Source organism: Enterobacter sp. HG048 (assembly GCF_024702055.1).
GTDB classification, from domain to species: Bacteria; Pseudomonadota; Gammaproteobacteria; order Enterobacterales; family Enterobacteriaceae; genus Enterobacter; species Enterobacter dykesii.
Genome location: NZ_JANLIZ010000012.1, coordinates 42,300 through 58,626 on the forward strand (window position 1 = coordinate 42,300; position 16,327 = coordinate 58,626).

A 16,327-nucleotide genomic window follows, 5' to 3' on the forward strand; every position below is an offset into this window, starting at 1 on the left:
ACAGGGAGAGGGAATAAACACTATTAGATTTTATTCGGGCCACAGCCACGCCGCGCCGCGCACGCCGCTGGAGTCACCGTGGACAGCTTTGCGGATCGGAGTTTCACACTCGCCGCCGAAGACCCACTGTTTCACCAGGTTCGGTACCGTGGCGTACAGTCGGTCAACGTTGCTCATGCCGCCGCCGAGCACAATCACGTCCGGATCGAGAATATTCACCACGTGGGCCAGGGATTTCGCAAGCCGCATTTCGTAGCGGCTAAGGGCCAACTCCGCCACCGGATCCTGTTCTTCGACCAGACGCATGATTTCGTTGCCCCTGAGCGGCTGGCCGCTCAGGCGATGGTAGTCGGTCGCAAAGCCGGTGCCGGAGATAAACGTCTCAATACAGCCCTGCTTTCCGCAGTAGCACGGCACCTCAGCGCGATATTTAAGCTCGTCTTCATCCATCCACGGCAGCGGGTTGTGTCCCCATTCGCCCGCGGTGCCGTTACCGCCGATATGGGCGCGCCCGCCGAACGCCACGCCCGCGCCGCAGCCGGTACCGACGATCACGGCAAACACGGTCTGGGCACCGGCCGCCGCGCCGTCGATGGCCTCAGAGACCGCCAGACAGTTGGCGTCATTGGCCAGGCGCACTTCCCGGTTCAGGCGCGCGCTTAAATCTTTATCAAACGGCTGACCGTTGAGCCAGGTGGAGTTAGCATTTTTAACCACCCCGGTATACGGCGAGATCGACCCCGGGATCCCCATCCCGACGCTGCCGGTTTGCCCTGTCGCCTGCTCGGCCATCTCAACCAGGCTGGCAATCGTCTCGATAGTCTGGTGATAATCATCGCGCGGCGTCGGCAGACGGTGGCGAAACAGCTGCTCCCCCTGTTCGCTCAGCGCGATGACTTCTGTTTTGGTGCCGCCCAAATCGATCCCAATACGCACAAGACTCTCCTCATTATTTTGATTATCAACAGAGTAGAAGCACGCTTCCCGATTAGCAATGCAAGCGATGCGACAATTCGTTATCATGCCCGCTGATTTAACGACAAGGCCGTGGAAATTATCATGCTGTGGTTCAAAAATTTGATGGTTTACCGTCTCAGCCGCGACGTTTCGCTGCGTGCAGAAGAGATGGAAAAACAGTTAGCCGCTTATACCTTTTCCCCTTGCGGTAGCCAGGATATGGCGAAAACCGGCTGGGTGCCGCCAATGGGTTCACAAAGCGATGCACTGACCCACGCCAGCAGCACGGGTCAAATCATCGTCTGCGCCCGTAAAGAAGAGAAAATCCTGCCGACGCCGGTGGTTAAGCAGGCGCTCGAAGCGAAAATTTTCAAGCTGGAAGCCGAACAGGGCCGCAAGCTGAAAAAGACCGAAAAAGATTCGCTGAAGGACGAAGTGTTGCACTCCCTGCTGCCGCGCGCCTTCAGCCGCTTCAGCCAGACCATGATGTGGATCGACACCGTTAACGGGCTGATCATGGTGGACTGCGCCAGCGCCAAGAAAGCAGAAGACACGCTGGCCCTGCTGCGTAAAAGCATCGGATCTTTACCGGTCGTTCCGCTGGCGCTGGAAACGCCGATCGAGCTGACGCTGACCGAATGGGTACGCAGCGGCGCTGCGGCTCAGGGCTTCCAGATCCTTGATGAAGCCGAGCTGAAAGCCCTGCTGGAAGATGGCGGCGTGATCCGCGCGAAGAAGCAGGATCTGGTGAGCGACGAGATCGCCGTCCACATCGAAGCGGGTAAAGTGGTCACTAAACTGGCGCTCGACTGGCAGCAGCGCATTCAGTTCGTGATGTGCGACGACGGTTCAGTGAAGCGTCTGAAGTTCTGCGACGAGCTGCGCGATCAGAACGAAGATATCGACAGGGAAGATTACGCCCAGCGCTTTGACGCCGACTTCATCCTGATGACCGGCGAGCTGGCCGCGTTGATTCAGAATCTGGTGGAAGGTCTCGGCGGCGAAGCGCAGAGATAACAGGCAAAACGCAGGCCGGGTAAGCGTTCGCGCCACCCGGCTTAATTTTTTATTTCAGGTAGCGGCACAGATAAGAGGTAGGTTCAGCGACCTGCAAATGAAATTCGCTGTGGCCAGGGACGTTGAAAACTTGCCCGGCAGCGTAAACTTTCCATTCCGTTTCACCCGGCAGTAAGACGTTCAGCGCACCGCTGACGACCGTCATTTCTTCAGCTTCCGCCGTACCAAAGGTGTATTCGCCTTCCGCCATAACGCCGACACTGGCGCGGCCAGTGCTGCTGCTGGTAAAACCAATGGATTTCACTTTACCGGAAAAGTATTCGTTACTTTGAAGCATGAACTGGCCCTTATATTTTTAGATAAAAATTCACTATAGGGGCCATGCTCATCACCTGTCACGCAAAATCATTACATGAGGAGTTCCGAGGCCAGGCGAGCCATCAGAACGTTGGATAACAGCACGGGGACATCCAGCGCTTTTTGCAGCAGATCACGATGATGCTGATGGAAACCGAGGCAGTCGAGGATCAAGACATCAGCCCCTCTCTCAAGCAGTTCCTTCCCGGCAGCAATCAGCTTGGCCTCACGGTCCCAGAACGGATTTGCCAGCGCATATAAGGGCACTTTTTCCAGCACGTGCCACTTTGCTTCCTGGTTATCCATAAGCTCCTCAATGGGCACAATCACCCCCACCTGATGACCATCCACGATGGAGGCCACCAGCGGTGGAATGATGCGCATCGGCTCCAGCAAAATCGCATTACGCGCCGTGAGGCCCTTAATGGGCGCGGTACTCATCAGCAAAATAACGTCATAACCTTGATTATCGAGCACTTCTATCACGCCCTGCAGCGAGCGCTCGATTTTCTGACGCGAAACGTGCGCCAGTTTACCGTCACTTAATAACGTCGCCAGGGGATCCTCCCCCGCCTCGACAGCGTAGTCTTCCATGACCTCTTCCCGACTCATCTTCCCCAGCAGGCTCAGATGCGTTATCTGTTGTTCAGATACATGCTCGGTTAAGAGCGGTAACACTTCGCTTACAGGGACCACACCAATGGTGAGGATCGCCAACGTTGCCTTCATCTTGATCGCCTTCCATTACTCCAACATCGTGCATACAGGTACAGGCTCACTACGCTGCACAGTTCATTTTTTCAACAAAACAGCACCAAGCGTAGCAGGTGATCCCGACATCGAAATGTAAAGATCGCCTGCCGATACCGGAGTTACTTGTAATAACTAAATATTAACTCCTGCTTAACTTTCCCGATGAGTAAAAAGTGTGATTCAGGCACGATATTGGAGCGTTTAGGAAAACGGTCAGGTTTTATCGGGATCTTCGTAGCGCCGTTTCGCGTCCAGCGCTTCCTGTTCAGTCTCGTGTTCACTGATCAGCGAGTCCGGCTTGGGGTGATCGGCGCGCAGTTGATACCAGGTCACGGTATGACCCGTCTGGCCTTTTTCAACGGTAACAATGCGCGCTTCACGCGGATAGGGAGGTCTGGTTGGCATAGCTCATCCTTTTTTTATGTCTGAGCTATAAGTATAGACGCCGGTTAGCTGGCACAAGCCAAACGCAGGGCGGTAATAATCTGAATCACAACCTCTTCGGGAGAGGCGGACGCATCCACCACGTGGTGAGCCGCTTCGCGGTATAACGCATCGCGTTCGGCCAGCACTTCGCTCACCTCTTCGCTGAGCGGCCTGGAGGTCAGCGCGGGGCGTTGCCCCTCTTCTGGAAAGGCTTCCAGCCGCCCTACCAGAGCCGACACCGGCGCGCTGAGATAAATCACAATCCCCTTTTCGCGCATAAAGTGACGATTGCACTCCGCCAGAACGATGCCACCGCCGGTCGCGATCACGGCAGACGGGATAGTGACCGCCTTCAGCGCGGCCGTTTCGCGCGCGCGAAAGCTCTCCCACCCCTCTTGCTCAACGATCTCGGCGATGGTTTTTCCGGCCTCGGTTTGCAGCCAGTGGTCGGTATCAACAAACTGGCGATGACACACGCGTGCCAGCTCCAGGCCAACGGTGGTTTTCCCACAGCCGCGGGGGCCAACTAAAAAGATGGGTTGGGTCATGCCAGGTGTTCCCCTTGATGCCGGATGGCTGAAGAGTGTAAAGAAATAATTGCAGAAGATGTTGCGATTACTTTACTGCAAAGCGGTACGGGATGACAACCCTGTGGAGGCCACACTGTACCACAAATTGACAATAATTATCATTACGCTGTGCGGCGCTTCACTTCCAGCAACCATTTATCCAGTTCGGCAGCGAACTGCTGGCGATCGCGCTGGGAGAGGCTATCCGGTCCACCGGTCTGCACGCCGCTGGCCCGCATCGTATCCATAAAATCGCGCATCGTCAGCTTTTCCCGAATGGTCGAAGGCGAGTAACGCTCCCCGCGCGGATTGAGCGCCGCCGCCCCTTTCTCCAGCACTTCTGCGGCTAGCGGGATATCCGCCGTGATCACCAGATCCTCCGCGCTGCACAGGCGAACAATTTCGTTATCCGCCACGTCGAACCCGGCCGGCACGCGCAAAGAGCGGATAAACCGCGAAGGCGGTACGCGAATATTCTGGTTCGCCACCAGCGTCAGCGGCATCTGAACGCGCTCGGCGGCGCGAAACAAAATCTCTTTAATCACATTCGGACACGCGTCCGCATCAACCCAAATCGCCATATTGTCTCCCCATAATGACTCTGTCGACTATTGTCGCCTGCATTTCGTTGTTAAGCTATCAATCAGAGAAAACAACGCATAATGACGGAGAATCGTGATGGACAAGAAAATCGGGTTTATCGGCTGCGGTAACATGGGCAAAGCCATCCTGGGCGGTCTGATCGCCAGCGGACAGGTGCTGCCGGGTCAGATTTGGGTCTATACCCCGTCACCGGATAAGGTCGCCGCGTTGCGCGATCAATACGGGATCAACGCCGCCGAAAGCGCGCAGGAAGTCGCCCAGGTCGCCGATATCGTCTTTGGCGCCGTCAAGCCAAACATCATGATCAAAGTGCTGAGCGACATCACCTCCAGCCTGAACAAAGAGACGCTGGTCGTGTCGATTGCCGCGGGCGTCACGCTCGATCAGCTGGCGCGCGCGCTGGGCCACGACCGCAAAATCGTCCGCGCGATGCCCAACACCCCCTCGCTGGTCAACGCCGGCATGACCTCCGTTACGCCTAACGCGCTGGTGACCACGGAAGAAGTAGCCGACGTGCTGAATATTTTCCGCTGCTTCGGTGAAGCAGAAGTGATTGCCGAATCGATGATCCATCCGGTGGTTGGCGTGAGTGGCTCAGCCCCTGCCTATGTGTTCATGTTTTTAGAAGCGATGGCCGACGCCGCCGTGCTTGGCGGAATGCCGCGCGCGCAGGCGTATAAGTTCGCCGCGCAGGCCGTCATGGGCTCCGCCAAAATGGTGCTGGAAACCGGCAAACATCCGGGTGAACTGAAAGATATGGTCTGCTCCCCGGGGGGTACCACCATCGAAGCGGTGCGGGTGCTGGAAGAGCGCGGGTTCCGCTCGGCCGTCATTGAAGCGATGGCAAAATGCATGGAAAAATCAGAGAAGCTGAGTAAATCCTGATTTCTGACCGGGCGTCAGGCGGCCACTTCGGTGCGGCCGCGCCCGGCATTTTTCGCCCTGTACAGCGCGACGTCGGCCGCCTTCAGCCATTCCCGATAATGTCCAAACTGCGGCCCCCAGGGGGCAACGCCTACGCTGATGCGCAGCGCTTCTTTTGGCGCACACGGTAACGTCAGTTTTTCCAGCCGCTCATGCAGCCGCGACATCACGGCGATGGCGCTTTCCGCCGCGGTCTGCGACATGATCACCGCAAACTCATCTCCGCCAAACCGGCCGATCGCATCGCCTGACCGTACCGACCGCTGGAGCTGACGCGTAATGGCAACGATCGCCTCGTCGCCCACGTCGTGCCCCCAGGTGTCGTTGATGTTTTTAAAGTGGTCTATATCAATCAGCAATATCGTGGCGGTGCTGTGGTCGCGCCGACAATGCTCAAATTCATTTCGCAGCAGCATTTCCCAGTGCCGACGATTAAAGACCCCGGTCATGCCGTCGCGGGTGCTCATCATTTCCAGCCGCCGCTTGTGCTCCGCAAGCCTGACGGCGGTGCGGTAGCTGAGCCAGGCAAACAGCATGGGATAAAGCATAAGTACGGGCAGCGTCAGGATCCACTCTACGGGGTCGGGGTTGAAGACGACCACCTTCCCGACGAGAGGCAGGGTCACCAGAGCGGAGAGCAGCGTCAACGCCATCCCCGGGATGAACAGACGACAGCCGCCGGAACCCATCATATTCATCCCTACCATCATCACCAGCGCTGCCGTGGGTAACGCATTCATCCCCATCACGCCGATCCACAGCCCGGCAATAATGGCATCGATTTTAAGATTGAAAATTTCCTGCTGATGAGGTGAAGCGGCGCGGCAGGACAGCTGCCAGGCAAAATGGGGCCAGACGAACGACCAGCCCACCAGTAAAAGCCACCAGCCACCGGGTAAAAAATGGGTAACCAACATCCCCGCAACGGGGAAAAACATCGCCGCCAGCCCGACGGCGCGCGCCAGCCGGACTCGCCGGGCAAACTGAATGCCGGCGCGGTGAGGGTCATCCTGAGAAAGGGTTAAATTCCACTCTTCCCGAATGCGCTTTTTGTTGTAATACGTTTCATCATTCATCATTTTTGGGAATATTCTGAAACATTTTCCCAAATTATAGAGAGGGGGTCTGCGGGGAAAGTATGAAATTTCGGGTGAGCCGCCGGAGCCTCTCACCCGTTTGAACTACACTTTTTTCTTCAGGCACGCGCTCATGAACTTGCTGCGGTCGTCACCTTTAAGGGACTGCTCGGTCGCTTTCGCATTACACTCGCGCATTTTTTGCTGCTGCGGCGTCAGGCTTTTTTCACCCGGTTTCGCGGCGCCGTTTTTAAGGCAGTCGCTCATGTAGGTCTTGCGAGCATCTCCCTTCAGACTCTGCGACGTCGCCTGTTGATTACAGGTGGTCATACGCTGTTGTTGCGGCGTTAGCGTTTTCTCTTCCGCGTTCGCCGATGCGACCAGGAACAGGCCGGAGAGCAGAGTAACCAGTAATGTTGTTTTCATTGCACCATCCTTTTGTGAACATTCCCTGTAAGTCTGGTTCGTGACAGGAAAAAAACCACCCGGCAGATGTGATTTCCGCCGGGATTTTTATCATTTCAGACCCAGCGCCGCCTTCATGGTGTAGAACAGATCCGTTTGATCGGTCAGGCCTACCACATTTGCCGCGTGCGGGCCGTAGGCGGCAATACGCAGCTGGGTGCCCGTGTGCTCCATGGACTCTTCCTCAGAGTTGCCGTAGCTCAACACCATAACGGCGCCATCTTTGGTGTTCAGCGCCTGCGTCAGGCCCGGGGCTTTGGTATCTGCCGGAATGATCTGGCTGGCGTGCGCATGGTCCGCGGTGACGATCACCAGGGTGTTACCGTCTTTTTTCGCAAACTCAAGCGCCTTCTGCACCGCTTCGTCCAGATCGACGGTTTCGCCAATCTGGCCGCACGGGTTCGCCGCATGATCCTGCTTATCGATCGACGCGCCTTCTACCTGCAGGAAGAATCCTTTTTCGCTCTTGCTCAGCAGAGAGATGGCTTTATCGGTCATCGCCGCCAGCGTAGGTACGCTGTCCGTGCGTTTCGGGTTCGGAGTGCAGGTCACGGCAGGCTTATCGATATTGCCGTGATACGAGGCTTTTGGTCCTTCCCAGCGCACGGGCATGTTGCCGTCAGAGAATAGCCCCAGCAGCGGCTTGTCCTGGTTCGCCTCGGTGATGGCTGCAAGCGAATTCGCATCACTTACCAGCTGATAGCCGCGGGCCTGCGCCTGCTCGCGCAGCGTTTTACCCTGCCATTCGCCCGCCGTCGCGGTTTCTGCGAAGGTTTTCGCGCCGCCGCCCAGGGTCACGTCAGGACGCGCGTTCAGCAGCTGTTCCGTAATCGAGCCTTTGCCGCTTTTTTCCAGCGCGTTCGTCGGACATTTTTCGCTGGTCACTGACGGACCGTAGCATTTACGCGAGGTCACGTGCGCCACCAGCGCCGCGGGCGTTGCATCCTGAAGTTCAGCGGTAGAGACGTTGCCGGTCGCCAGGCCCGCCGCTTTTGCCATCTCCAGAAGGGTTTGGTGATCTTTTTCGTGTATATCCACACCCAGCGCGCCATTATAGGTTTTCACGCCGGTGGACCACGCCGTAGCAGAAGCCGCGGAGTCCGTGACGTAATCCGGTTTACCGGTTTTTTTATCCAGCGCGTAATGGGTATATTGTCCGGTCAGCGGTAATGCGTCGATACCTTTAAAAAAGCCGCCCGCACCCTCGGCATAATTTCGCGCCGCCGTGATTTCGGAATCCCCCATTCCATCGCCAATAAGCAGAATAATATTTTTCGCCGGCTTATCATTCAGCGAAGCGCGAATAGCGGCAGTTTGATCTTCTGATAAACGGCGTGCGCCGCCAGGCTGGGTGATATCCCCTTTTGCCGCGCGATTATCCAGCACGCTGGTTTGGGCAGTATCGGCATAAATGGCAGGGGTAATTAACAGGGGAAGTAATGCGATGAAAAGTGCGCTCTGTTTCAATTTATTTTCTCCATGTACAAATACATAAAAATAAAAACAGAGCGACTATAGGCATCCTGCATGACAATTCTATGACACGTCGTTACGTCCTGTGACGGTTTAGCTGCGCGGATGCCTTAACAGCTTCTTTACGTACTGGTGGAGCATCTCCGCATCCTCAACCGGAACCTGCGATTCAGGCCTGACGCTCTCCAGCGCGCCTTCCACGCTCTCAATCAACGCCTGCTGATCGGTTTTCGCCATTTGTCGCAGCAGCGCGGTGACCACAATTTCAAGCGCTTCGACCTGAGCCACCAGCTCTTTTGACTCCTCTTCCTTTTGTGCCAGCTTGACCAGCAATTCAGCAATGAGATTTTTCATCGTGCCAGTTCCTTTTTCAGTTTTGTCTGAAGTTAGCATTCTGAATCCATAATGCAAAGAGAAGAAATTTATTATGGTATGCAAAAGTGATGCAGGAATGAAAATAGAAGATCGCCGCGGCGAGCGAAACGTTTTTCTATAAAAAAACGCCGCATTTTGTTATATAAAAATGCGGCTACCATAAGAATATATAATACATCAACGAAACGATTATCACGACGATTTCGCTTCCGCCATTTGTCTGCGGCGACGCAGCGCAATAGCCAGCTGGATAATATTGATTAAAACGACAATCGCCGTAGCCGCAAATACCCAACGAAAACCGGCCATCGCGGAAACGGATGCCCCAATAAGCGGACCGGCAACATTCCCCAGATACATAAATGACTGGTTATATCCAAAAATACGCCCCGTCACCTGGTCGCTGGAATATTTAACCAGCAGGGTCTGTACCGCAGGCAACATGGCGCCATCGGCAAACCCGAGCAGAAATCGCAATATGCCAAGCTGAAGCGGAGAGGTGACAAACGACATCGCGAAGAAGAGCACGACCGCAAATATCAGCGTCGCCATCAGGATGCGCGCCGTGCCGATCCTGTCACCCAGTTTTCCCAGACGCGGTGCGGAAATCAGGGCGGATACGCCCGGCACGGCGGCAATCATGCCGCTCAGAAAAGCAATATTTGTACTTTCCGGCTCCATCGACTTGATAAACAGCGCCAGAATCGGACCGACCGAACCGTTACAAAGCTGGATAACCATAGTGGTCACAAACAGGCTGATCATCAGTCCCGGATAGGGCAGCGAGGCAAAAACGGCCTTGCCGCTCAGGCGTTCAGATTTACTGATAACCGGGCGGCCTCCCTCTTTGATAAGAAAGAGCGTGACCAGAAAACTGACCACCAGCAGGATCGCGGTGATAATAAATACCGCGCGCAGCCCGACGTGGTCCGCCAGGAAACCGCCCAGCAGCGGACCGCCGATGACGCCGCTGATCTGTGCCGTGGAGAGCGTACTCAGCGCCCAGCCGCTACGCTCGCGTGGCACCTGAGAGGCGACCAGCGCCATGGCATTCGGAATGTACCCGGACGTCAGCCCCATCACCGCGCGCAGGAAAAACAGCTGCCAGACGTTGGTGGCGAAGGCCTGCAGCAGAATGGCAATCGCCATCCCGAGCGAGGCGCGCAGCAGCATCAGTTTTCGGCCTTTCCGATCCGCCAGGCTGCCCCACATCGGTGACACAATGGCGGAGACCAGAAACGTGACGCTGAACGTCAGGCCGGACCACATGGAGAGCGCTTCATGCGAGGTCACCCCCAGCTGCGAGACGTACAGCGGCAGGAACGGCAGGATCTGGCTGATCGCCAGCCCGGTAAAGAAGCAGCCGAACCAGACCGAGATGAGATTAACTTTCCAGGATTCCATAAAGAAATAGTCTTCATTTTTAGGCGAATTCGCCGACAGATTAGCAAGTTACGCGTACTAACGTCGCACCAGAGATGCGGCCCAACTGACTTTGGTGTTTTATCTTCCCAGTCATCATATTTGTGAAATAAGTCACAATTCATCCATTTTCTGGCGGAATATTATGCTTCACCGACAGAGTCCGAAACCGCGCATTCCCAGATGAAAATGGTTGGCATGCGCCGCGTTATACTCCGGCCCGAGGCCGTTTCCGTAGTAGCCGCAGCTTGCCGCCAGCATGGCCTTCAGCCATGGCTGCGTTGTTGCCGCCTTCCAGCCGTTCAGCACCGTGACGCGCTCCCCGTTCGCCAGCCTAAAAGCGGCGATATCCAGCGCCTCCGCCGTGGCATGTTCACTGCGTCGCGCGTCAGGGCGGTGGTAAATATTGCGGCAGGCAAAGCTGCCGAGGTGGTCGATACGCGCAAGGTCGCTGCCCGTATAGCGCTTTGTCAGCGGTCGGGCCTGCTGGCTGATAAACAGCGCAGAGCTGAGCGCCAGCGGACAGCTGGCAAGAAAGCTCCCGTTCAGGCCGACCGGACCGAAGTCACGCACGCGCACGACGTTGTTAAGCGGACACGCGCCGCCGCTGTCCGCCACCGGCTGGGTGTGGATGAGATCTCTTTGGTTAGCCTGCGACAGCAGGCTCTCGCACGCCTCGGGAGTTAAGCGCCGAAGCTTATACTGGGTGATTCGGCCCGGCGGGTCGTCAAGCGTCAGCGGTATGAAAGGGTTGTAGTAAGGCGGCAACCAGCGGTAACCCACCGTTGCAACGGCCACAATGATGAAAACGGTCAGCAGCGTTTTTCCTTTCACTCTCCCCCCTCAAGATTCCCCAAAACATTATGGCAGAAGGCCGCGAAACCCGCCGGGCATCGTGGTATGTTATTGGCTTTTCGTCAGACTGGAAGAGAGTGAGATGGCTAAGCAGCGCGTAGGTATTGTCTTTGGGGGAAAATCAGCGGAGCACGAAGTGTCATTGCAATCGGCCAAAAATATCGTTGATGCAATCGATAAAAGCCGTTTCGACGTGGTGCTGCTGGGCATTGATAAACAGGGTCAGTGGCACGTTAACGATGCCAGCCAGTATCTGCTGAACGCTCACGATCCGGCGCATATCGCCCTTAATCCTTCGGAAGTGAGCGTCGCCACCGTACCCGGCGTCGTGAAGGGGCAGCTTATCGACGCCGGAAACGCACAGGCTCTCGCCCAGATCGACGTTGTCTTCCCTATCGTTCACGGCACCCTGGGCGAAGATGGTTCCCTGCAGGGGATGCTGCGCATGGCCAACCTGCCGTTCGTCGGCTCGGACGTTCTCGGCTCTGCTGCGTGCATGGACAAAGACGTCACCAAACGCCTGCTGCGCGATGCCGGGCTGAACATTGCGCCGTTCGTGACCCTCACCCGCGCCAACCGCGACAAACACAGCTTCGCGCAAATAAGCGAAGAGCTGGGTCTGCCGCTGTTTGTGAAGCCGGCAAACCAGGGCTCCTCCGTGGGCGTCAGCAAAGTCACCAGCGAAGCAGAGTTCACGCAGGCCGTCCGTCTGGCGTTTGAGTTCGACCATAAAGTGGTGGTTGAGCAGGGCATCAAAGGCCGTGAAATTGAGTGCGCCGTGCTGGGCAACGATTTTCCACAGGCGAGCACCTGCGGCGAAGTGGTCTTAAACAGCGATTTCTACTCGTACGACACCAAATACATTGATGACAAAGGCGCGCAGGTTGTCGTTCCTGCGGATCTCGATCCGGCGGTTAACGATAAGATCCGCGCGATCGCCATTAGCGCCTATCAGACGCTCGGCTGCTGCGGCATGGCGCGCGTGGATGTGTTCCTGACGCCGGAAAACGAAGTCGTGATCAATGAAATCAACACGCTGCCGGGTTTCACCAACATCAGCATGTATCCGAAGCTGTGGCAGGCGAGCGGCCTGAGCTACCCGGAATTGATCACCCGCCTGATCGAACTGGCGCTGGAACGTCACGCCGCCGACAGCGCGCTTAAAAGTTCCGTAAACGGTTAATCGGCGCTCTTCGCCTCATCCGCTGTCGTCTCTTCAGGACGACGGCGGATAATCAGCCCCGCCAGCCAGAAACTGATTACCCAGGTCACCAGCCCAACGGCATACGTTTGCCAGCCTTTTGCTTCAAACCCCAACAGGCCCACGACACCGTTAAGAATAAAGATCAGCCCGATAGCAAAGGCATAGTAATGCCAGTCACGGCGTAGTTTGGACGTGAGCTTCATAACAACTCCGGCAGGAAAAAAAGACATCCTCTCACAGTTTTACGGCCAGGTCTGTGGCAGATGCATAAATTCTGAAACGCGACGCAATTTCACTTAAGTAATGAAATTGTGATGTGCTGCAGAAATCGACAATCCAGGAGGATTCCGGCGCGTAAATTACCACGATTCTGATATTGACAAATACGATGACCTGTCAAACTCACCCTGTAAGACGCGTATTAAATCAGAGTGATATTTCGGGAGGTCATATGGCTGACTTTACATTGTCGAAACCGATTTTTGGCGGCAAACCAAAAACCTCCACGGCGGGTAATATCGCTTATGCCCTGTTTGTCCTGTTCTGCTTCTGGGCCGGTTCCCAGCTGCTTAATATGCTGGTCCATGCGCCTGGCGTTTATGAACACCTGATGCAGGTGCAGGATAACGGACGCCCGCGGGTTGAGATTGGCTTTGGCGTCAGTACCCTGTTCGGCCTGATCCCCTTCCTCGCGGGATGTATGATTCTGGGCGTTGTGGCCTTAGTGCTGCGCTTTCGCCGTCGCCGTTAAAGCCCCATACAGCTCGCCCGGCGATCGTCCACGCGTTTTGCGAACCATGCAGTGGTCAGGTTACGCGTGATCTTCGGGCTCTCCAGCTGAATGCCCGGCAGGATAGCCCTCGGTAACGTTTTCCCGCTTTTCTGCTCCGCAAGCGCAAACACCTTCCTGTACAGATCCGTTTTCTCAAAGGCCAGGCTGTCGCCTTTCTCAAGCTGACGGCGAATGTCGCTGTTGCTCATATCAAGGGCTGTCGATAATTTCCGTATCGCCCGCTCGGTGCTTCCCGCCTCGCTGCTGCCGTAAGCGATGAGATCGCCGTCCAGCGCCAGCTTAACGCCGCTTGCGCGGCTGACCGCACTCTGGAATGCCGCATTACGGCTGGCATACCAGCCCGCGTTAAAGTCGGCAAAGCGGTACAGCGGCTCATTGTAGTTCGCCGGATAGTTCAGCAGATGATACGTGCCGAACCACAGCCCACCGCGCAGGGAGAAGACCTCCTGACGTACCGTACCGTCGATTTTCCACGGGTAGCCGTCGGTATGCTTCTCCGCGAACGCAATGCTCACCTGCATCGGGCCACCGGTGTGGACCGGGTTCAGTGAGCCAAACAGCTTCTGCCCCATCGGGACCATACTGATGAAATCATCAAAGATGGCGCTAAGCTGTTTTTCGGTTTTCACCGCGTCCAGCCGTTCGCTGTAGCTTTTGCCGTTCGGCGAGGTGATTTTAAGCGCGGTATGCACGAGGAACACCGGGATATGCATAGATTCCGCGCGGCGGTCGATCTCTTTCCAGGCAATTTTGTTAAGACCCGGCACGACCGGGTCTGACTGGTACATCGACTCCTGCTGCGCCACCGCCAGCACCGAGCAGATATTCTCCTCGGTCGGCGCAATCTTTTGGCTTTCAAAGGTTTTTGCCAGCGCATCTGCCCACGCATTGCGATCCTTTACGCTGGCGGGCATTTTCTGCCGCACAACGCTCGCCACATCGACGGGCTTCTCCCCCTTTTTGAGCGGAGCAGCCCCTTTTTCGGCACAGCCTGCCAGCACAAAAGCGGCCAGCAAGGACAACGGTAACGCACGCGGTACGGCAAAAGACATAGCAACTTCCTGTATTAGCTAAATGTGTTGGTGACTTCCTGCAGGTCACGATCGTCCAGCTCACGTTCAAAACTGCGTAAACGTTTATAGATAGACATCAGTTCTACCAGGGTGGTCCAGGAGCTGATCAGGTACTGGAACGACCCGCGAACCTGACCGAAAACGTTGGTGATCTGCGTCATCAGACCGAGCGTAATCGTACCCGCAACAATCGACGGGAACAGCAGGAACAAACCGAAAACGTTATCCACCTGAAGATATAAGATACGCGCGATGTTGAAATACATATAGTGGAAGTAGAGTCGGAAGTAGTTACGACGTACGGCGCCAAACAGCTCGCGGACGGTAGGCGGCGAGGCGCGGTTGGCATCATCTTCACCGTAAACCAGCTCTTTACGGTAAGCGGCTTCCACGCGTTGATTTTTAAACTCCAGACCCGGCAGTTTGATCCCCACCACCGCCAGCAGGCCCGTACCCATCAGCGACCAGACGATCGCGGCAATCACCAGACCATACGGAAGATGACCAACAATCGGCAGATCCGGCACATGCGCAGAGAGCGTTACCAGCACGGGCAGGAAGGCGATCAGCGTCATGATGGCGTTGATAAAGCTTACGCCCATGTCTTCAAGGGTGGAGGCAAAACGCATGGTGTCTTCCTGCACACGCTGCGCGGCGCCTTCGATATGGCGCAGGTGCTGCCAGTGCGCCATGTAATGTTCGTTCATCGCGGTACGCCAGCGGAAAACGTAGTGGCTGACGAAGAAGTTGTTCATCACGCCGATGATCACCGCAATCAAGGCGATACCGAGGAAGATCCCAACTTCATGGTAGAACTGGTTGATGGTCACCTTATGCGGCGAGCTCAGCGCGGTCTGGATCAGATCGTAGAACGGCGCATACCAGGCGTTAACCGCCACGCCCACTTCCACGAGGAACCAGGTGACAAAGATAATCAGCGATGTGCCAAGAATTGACCAATACTGCCAGCGGTGCGGAGAATACATAAACCAGAACAGCGCAAACAGCCCCACGCATACCATGTAGTAGGCGTAAAACAGCAGATAGCTCAGCGACCAGAAGCGCGCCGCGCTAATCGGCACCTCGCCCGTTGCCCCCGTGATGCGCGTCAGCCATGCGCCGCCGCCTGCCTGCCAGAAAATGACGGCGATGAGTGCCCAAATAAATGCCGACAGGAAAAAAGGCCCCGGCTTTGGGAAAAAAGACTTAAACATAATGCTTCCTTCTTGTTGTTATGGCTGTTGCTGTGCACAACACGTTACCACACGAAAAACGTGCCCAGGCCAGCCTCCCGACTCAGGCAAAAAGGTCAGACCCGAGGGTTGATTATTAGTTCGCTTTCCAGTTTTCGAGAATTGTTTCGGTGCATTTCACCGCGAGAGGATTCGCCGGCGCGATGAAGTTACGCCAGACGTCGTTGTGATGGTTAATCAGGATCTGTGCTTCAGCAGCCGGGCGGTTGGATGTGGTATGGGCATCTTCCGCCACGGTGATGTGATAACCCCGGCTGACGCCGTTCTTTATCGTCGCGTCAACGCAGTAATCGGTGGCGCAGCCGCAGATGACAAACTCGCGAATGCCCTGCTCACGCAGCAGCGCCTCAAGCGCGGTGTTATAGAAGGCATCACAGGCGGTTTTTGTGACGTAAAGCGCGTCAGCAGGCTGATGGAGTTCAGGCAGTAACGCAAAGCCTTCACTTCCCTCTTCCAGCCCCCCGGCCTCGGTATGCTGAATAAAAATCACCTTGTCGGCTGCCTGCGTAAGCTGGTTGATCAGAGAGACACACTTTTCGCGCTGATGACGAGGGGTTTCAAATACCCCGTTCTGCATATCGACAACCATAACCACACGCTTCTCAGACATACCGTTCTCCGTAAGATTGAGTGACACTGGTGCCTATCATAAGCCCGATGTCACAAAATGGGAGATGGCTCGTCAGTAAATTGTTCATATTTACCCATGGTTACGTTTTTCTCGCTATCGTT

Annotated in this window: 20 protein-coding genes; 4 read left to right on the forward strand and 16 right to left on the reverse strand. The window is 55.9% G+C overall.

The window, feature by feature from the left end; genetic code table 11:
- Positions 1 to 30: 30 nt before the first annotated feature.
- Positions 31 to 936, reverse strand: coding sequence for a fructokinase (mak, locus tag NUX24_RS14670; RefSeq protein WP_047650414.1), 906 nt, complete (start codon positions 934 to 936; stop codon positions 31 to 33).
- A 123-nt stretch (positions 937 to 1,059) separates the two neighbouring features.
- Here mak and rdgC point away from each other — a divergent pair, with 123 nt between their 5' ends.
- Positions 1,060 to 1,974: a recombination-associated protein RdgC gene (rdgC, locus tag NUX24_RS14675; protein ID WP_023310540.1), complete on the forward strand. Its 915-nt coding sequence runs from the start codon at positions 1,060 to 1,062 to the stop codon at positions 1,972 to 1,974.
- Positions 1,975 to 2,023: 49 nt separating this feature from the next.
- Here the strand turns inward: rdgC and ppnP are convergent, their stop codons facing one another.
- From ppnP to NUX24_RS14700, 5 genes are all read right to left on the reverse strand, one after another.
- Positions 2,024 to 2,311: a pyrimidine/purine nucleoside phosphorylase gene (gene ppnP, locus NUX24_RS14680; RefSeq protein ID WP_008503270.1), complete on the reverse strand. Its 288-nt coding sequence runs from the start codon at positions 2,309 to 2,311 to the stop codon at positions 2,024 to 2,026.
- A gap of 71 nt (positions 2,312 to 2,382) precedes the next feature.
- Entirely contained in the window at positions 2,383 to 3,060 is a 678-nt protein-coding gene (locus NUX24_RS14685; RefSeq protein ID WP_257832445.1) for an AroM family protein, read from the reverse strand.
- 237 nt (positions 3,061 to 3,297) lie between these two features.
- A complete protein-coding gene (gene yaiA, locus NUX24_RS14690; RefSeq protein WP_032638425.1) occupies positions 3,298 to 3,489 on the reverse strand; it encodes a protein YaiA in 192 nt (63 codons plus the stop codon).
- Between the two features lie 44 nt (positions 3,490 to 3,533).
- Positions 3,534 to 4,058 (reverse strand): shikimate kinase AroL, encoded by a 525-nt coding sequence (gene aroL / locus NUX24_RS14695; RefSeq protein ID WP_047650413.1) that lies wholly within the window; start codon positions 4,056 to 4,058, stop codon positions 3,534 to 3,536.
- A gap of 143 nt (positions 4,059 to 4,201) precedes the next feature.
- Entirely contained in the window at positions 4,202 to 4,660 is a 459-nt protein-coding gene (locus tag NUX24_RS14700; RefSeq protein WP_010428006.1) for a YaiI/YqxD family protein, read from the reverse strand.
- 97 nt (positions 4,661 to 4,757) lie between these two features.
- Here NUX24_RS14700 and proC point away from each other — a divergent pair, with 97 nt between their 5' ends.
- Entirely contained in the window at positions 4,758 to 5,567 is an 810-nt protein-coding gene (gene proC, locus NUX24_RS14705) for a pyrroline-5-carboxylate reductase (RefSeq protein ID WP_024906789.1), read from the forward strand.
- Positions 5,568 to 5,581: 14 nt separating this feature from the next.
- On the opposite strand, the gene adrA is transcribed toward proC, so the two are convergent.
- The 6 genes from adrA to NUX24_RS14735 all read right to left on the reverse strand — a co-directional run bounded on the left by adrA (position 5,582) and on the right by NUX24_RS14735 (position 11,251).
- Entirely contained in the window at positions 5,582 to 6,685 is a 1,104-nt protein-coding gene (gene adrA / locus NUX24_RS14710) for a diguanylate cyclase AdrA (protein ID WP_257832450.1), read from the reverse strand.
- Positions 6,686 to 6,787: 102 nt separating this feature from the next.
- Positions 6,788 to 7,108, reverse strand: coding sequence for a phosphate starvation-inducible protein PsiF (psiF, locus tag NUX24_RS14715; protein WP_047650411.1), 321 nt, complete (start codon positions 7,106 to 7,108; stop codon positions 6,788 to 6,790).
- A 90-nt stretch (positions 7,109 to 7,198) separates the two neighbouring features.
- A complete protein-coding gene (gene phoA, locus NUX24_RS14720; protein ID WP_257832452.1) occupies positions 7,199 to 8,614 on the reverse strand; it encodes an alkaline phosphatase in 1,416 nt (471 codons plus the stop codon).
- Positions 8,615 to 8,713: 99 nt separating this feature from the next.
- A complete protein-coding gene (iraP, locus tag NUX24_RS14725; protein WP_023293178.1) occupies positions 8,714 to 8,974 on the reverse strand; it encodes an anti-adapter protein IraP in 261 nt (86 codons plus the stop codon).
- 213 nt (positions 8,975 to 9,187) lie between these two features.
- Positions 9,188 to 10,399: a multidrug efflux MFS transporter gene (locus tag NUX24_RS14730; protein ID WP_257832456.1), complete on the reverse strand. Its 1,212-nt coding sequence runs from the start codon at positions 10,397 to 10,399 to the stop codon at positions 9,188 to 9,190.
- A 168-nt stretch (positions 10,400 to 10,567) separates the two neighbouring features.
- A complete protein-coding gene (locus NUX24_RS14735; protein WP_126329128.1) occupies positions 10,568 to 11,251 on the reverse strand; it encodes an extensin family protein in 684 nt (227 codons plus the stop codon).
- Between the two features lie 103 nt (positions 11,252 to 11,354).
- Here NUX24_RS14735 and ddlA point away from each other — a divergent pair, with 103 nt between their 5' ends.
- Positions 11,355 to 12,455: a D-alanine--D-alanine ligase gene (ddlA, locus tag NUX24_RS14740; RefSeq protein WP_047650408.1), complete on the forward strand. Its 1,101-nt coding sequence runs from the start codon at positions 11,355 to 11,357 to the stop codon at positions 12,453 to 12,455.
- Here ddlA and NUX24_RS14745 read toward each other — a convergent pair.
- Positions 12,452 to 12,679, reverse strand: a complete 228-nt coding sequence (locus NUX24_RS14745) for a DUF2754 domain-containing protein (protein ID WP_023310528.1) — start codon at positions 12,677 to 12,679, stop codon at positions 12,452 to 12,454. The two genes, ddlA and NUX24_RS14745, sit on opposite strands and share 4 nt — an antisense overlap.
- A gap of 248 nt (positions 12,680 to 12,927) precedes the next feature.
- Here NUX24_RS14745 and NUX24_RS14750 point away from each other — a divergent pair, with 248 nt between their 5' ends.
- On the forward strand, positions 12,928 to 13,227 hold the full coding sequence (locus tag NUX24_RS14750) for a DUF2755 family protein (protein WP_008503287.1): 300 nt from the start codon (positions 12,928 to 12,930) through the stop codon (positions 13,225 to 13,227).
- On the opposite strand, the gene NUX24_RS14755 is transcribed toward NUX24_RS14750, so the two are convergent.
- The 3 genes from NUX24_RS14755 to NUX24_RS14765 all read right to left on the reverse strand — a co-directional run bounded on the left by NUX24_RS14755 (position 13,224) and on the right by NUX24_RS14765 (position 16,205).
- The gene (locus NUX24_RS14755; protein ID WP_257832461.1) at positions 13,224 to 14,321 is read right to left on the reverse strand and encodes a DUF1615 domain-containing protein; all 1,098 of its coding nucleotides are present in this window, start codon (positions 14,319 to 14,321) and stop codon (positions 13,224 to 13,226) included. The genes NUX24_RS14750 and NUX24_RS14755 overlap by 4 nt on opposite strands.
- 14 nt (positions 14,322 to 14,335) lie before the next feature.
- Entirely contained in the window at positions 14,336 to 15,556 is a 1,221-nt protein-coding gene (sbmA, locus tag NUX24_RS14760) for a peptide antibiotic transporter SbmA (RefSeq protein WP_047650406.1), read from the reverse strand.
- Between the two features lie 115 nt (positions 15,557 to 15,671).
- The gene (locus tag NUX24_RS14765) at positions 15,672 to 16,205 is read right to left on the reverse strand and encodes an isochorismatase family protein (RefSeq protein ID WP_126329133.1); all 534 of its coding nucleotides are present in this window, start codon (positions 16,203 to 16,205) and stop codon (positions 15,672 to 15,674) included.
- Positions 16,206 to 16,327: the final 122 nt, after the last annotated feature.

Bases quoted from the DNA above. Each gene is read 5' to 3' on its own strand.
- rdgC (WP_023310540.1), top strand. From the start codon at position 1,060: ATGCTGTGGTTCAAAAATTTGATGGTTTACCGTCTCAGCCGCGACGTT.
- ppnP (WP_008503270.1), bottom strand. From the start codon at position 2,311: ATGCTTCAAAGTAACGAATACTTTTCCGGTAAAGTGAAATCCATTGGT.
- NUX24_RS14685 (WP_257832445.1), bottom strand. From the start codon at position 3,060: ATGAAGGCAACGTTGGCGATCCTCACCATTGGTGTGGTCCCTGTAAGC.
- yaiA (WP_032638425.1), bottom strand. From the start codon at position 3,489: ATGCCAACCAGACCTCCCTATCCGCGTGAAGCGCGCATTGTTACCGTT.
- aroL (WP_047650413.1), bottom strand. From the start codon at position 4,058: ATGACCCAACCCATCTTTTTAGTTGGCCCCCGCGGCTGTGGGAAAACC.
- NUX24_RS14700 (WP_010428006.1), bottom strand. From the start codon at position 4,660: ATGGCGATTTGGGTTGATGCGGACGCGTGTCCGAATGTGATTAAAGAG.
- proC (WP_024906789.1), top strand. From the start codon at position 4,758: ATGGACAAGAAAATCGGGTTTATCGGCTGCGGTAACATGGGCAAAGCC.
- adrA (WP_257832450.1), bottom strand. From the start codon at position 6,685: ATGATGAATGATGAAACGTATTACAACAAAAAGCGCATTCGGGAAGAG.
- psiF (WP_047650411.1), bottom strand. From the start codon at position 7,108: ATGAAAACAACATTACTGGTTACTCTGCTCTCCGGCCTGTTCCTGGTC.
- iraP (WP_023293178.1), bottom strand. From the start codon at position 8,974: ATGAAAAATCTCATTGCTGAATTGCTGGTCAAGCTGGCACAAAAGGAA.
- NUX24_RS14730 (WP_257832456.1), bottom strand. From the start codon at position 10,399: ATGGAATCCTGGAAAGTTAATCTCATCTCGGTCTGGTTCGGCTGCTTC.
- ddlA (WP_047650408.1), top strand. From the start codon at position 11,355: ATGGCTAAGCAGCGCGTAGGTATTGTCTTTGGGGGAAAATCAGCGGAG.
- NUX24_RS14745 (WP_023310528.1), bottom strand. From the start codon at position 12,679: ATGAAGCTCACGTCCAAACTACGCCGTGACTGGCATTACTATGCCTTT.
- NUX24_RS14750 (WP_008503287.1), top strand. From the start codon at position 12,928: ATGGCTGACTTTACATTGTCGAAACCGATTTTTGGCGGCAAACCAAAA.
- NUX24_RS14755 (WP_257832461.1), bottom strand. From the start codon at position 14,321: ATGTCTTTTGCCGTACCGCGTGCGTTACCGTTGTCCTTGCTGGCCGCT.
- sbmA (WP_047650406.1), bottom strand. From the start codon at position 15,556: ATGTTTAAGTCTTTTTTCCCAAAGCCGGGGCCTTTTTTCCTGTCGGCA.
- NUX24_RS14765 (WP_126329133.1), bottom strand. From the start codon at position 16,205: ATGTCTGAGAAGCGTGTGGTTATGGTTGTCGATATGCAGAACGGGGTA.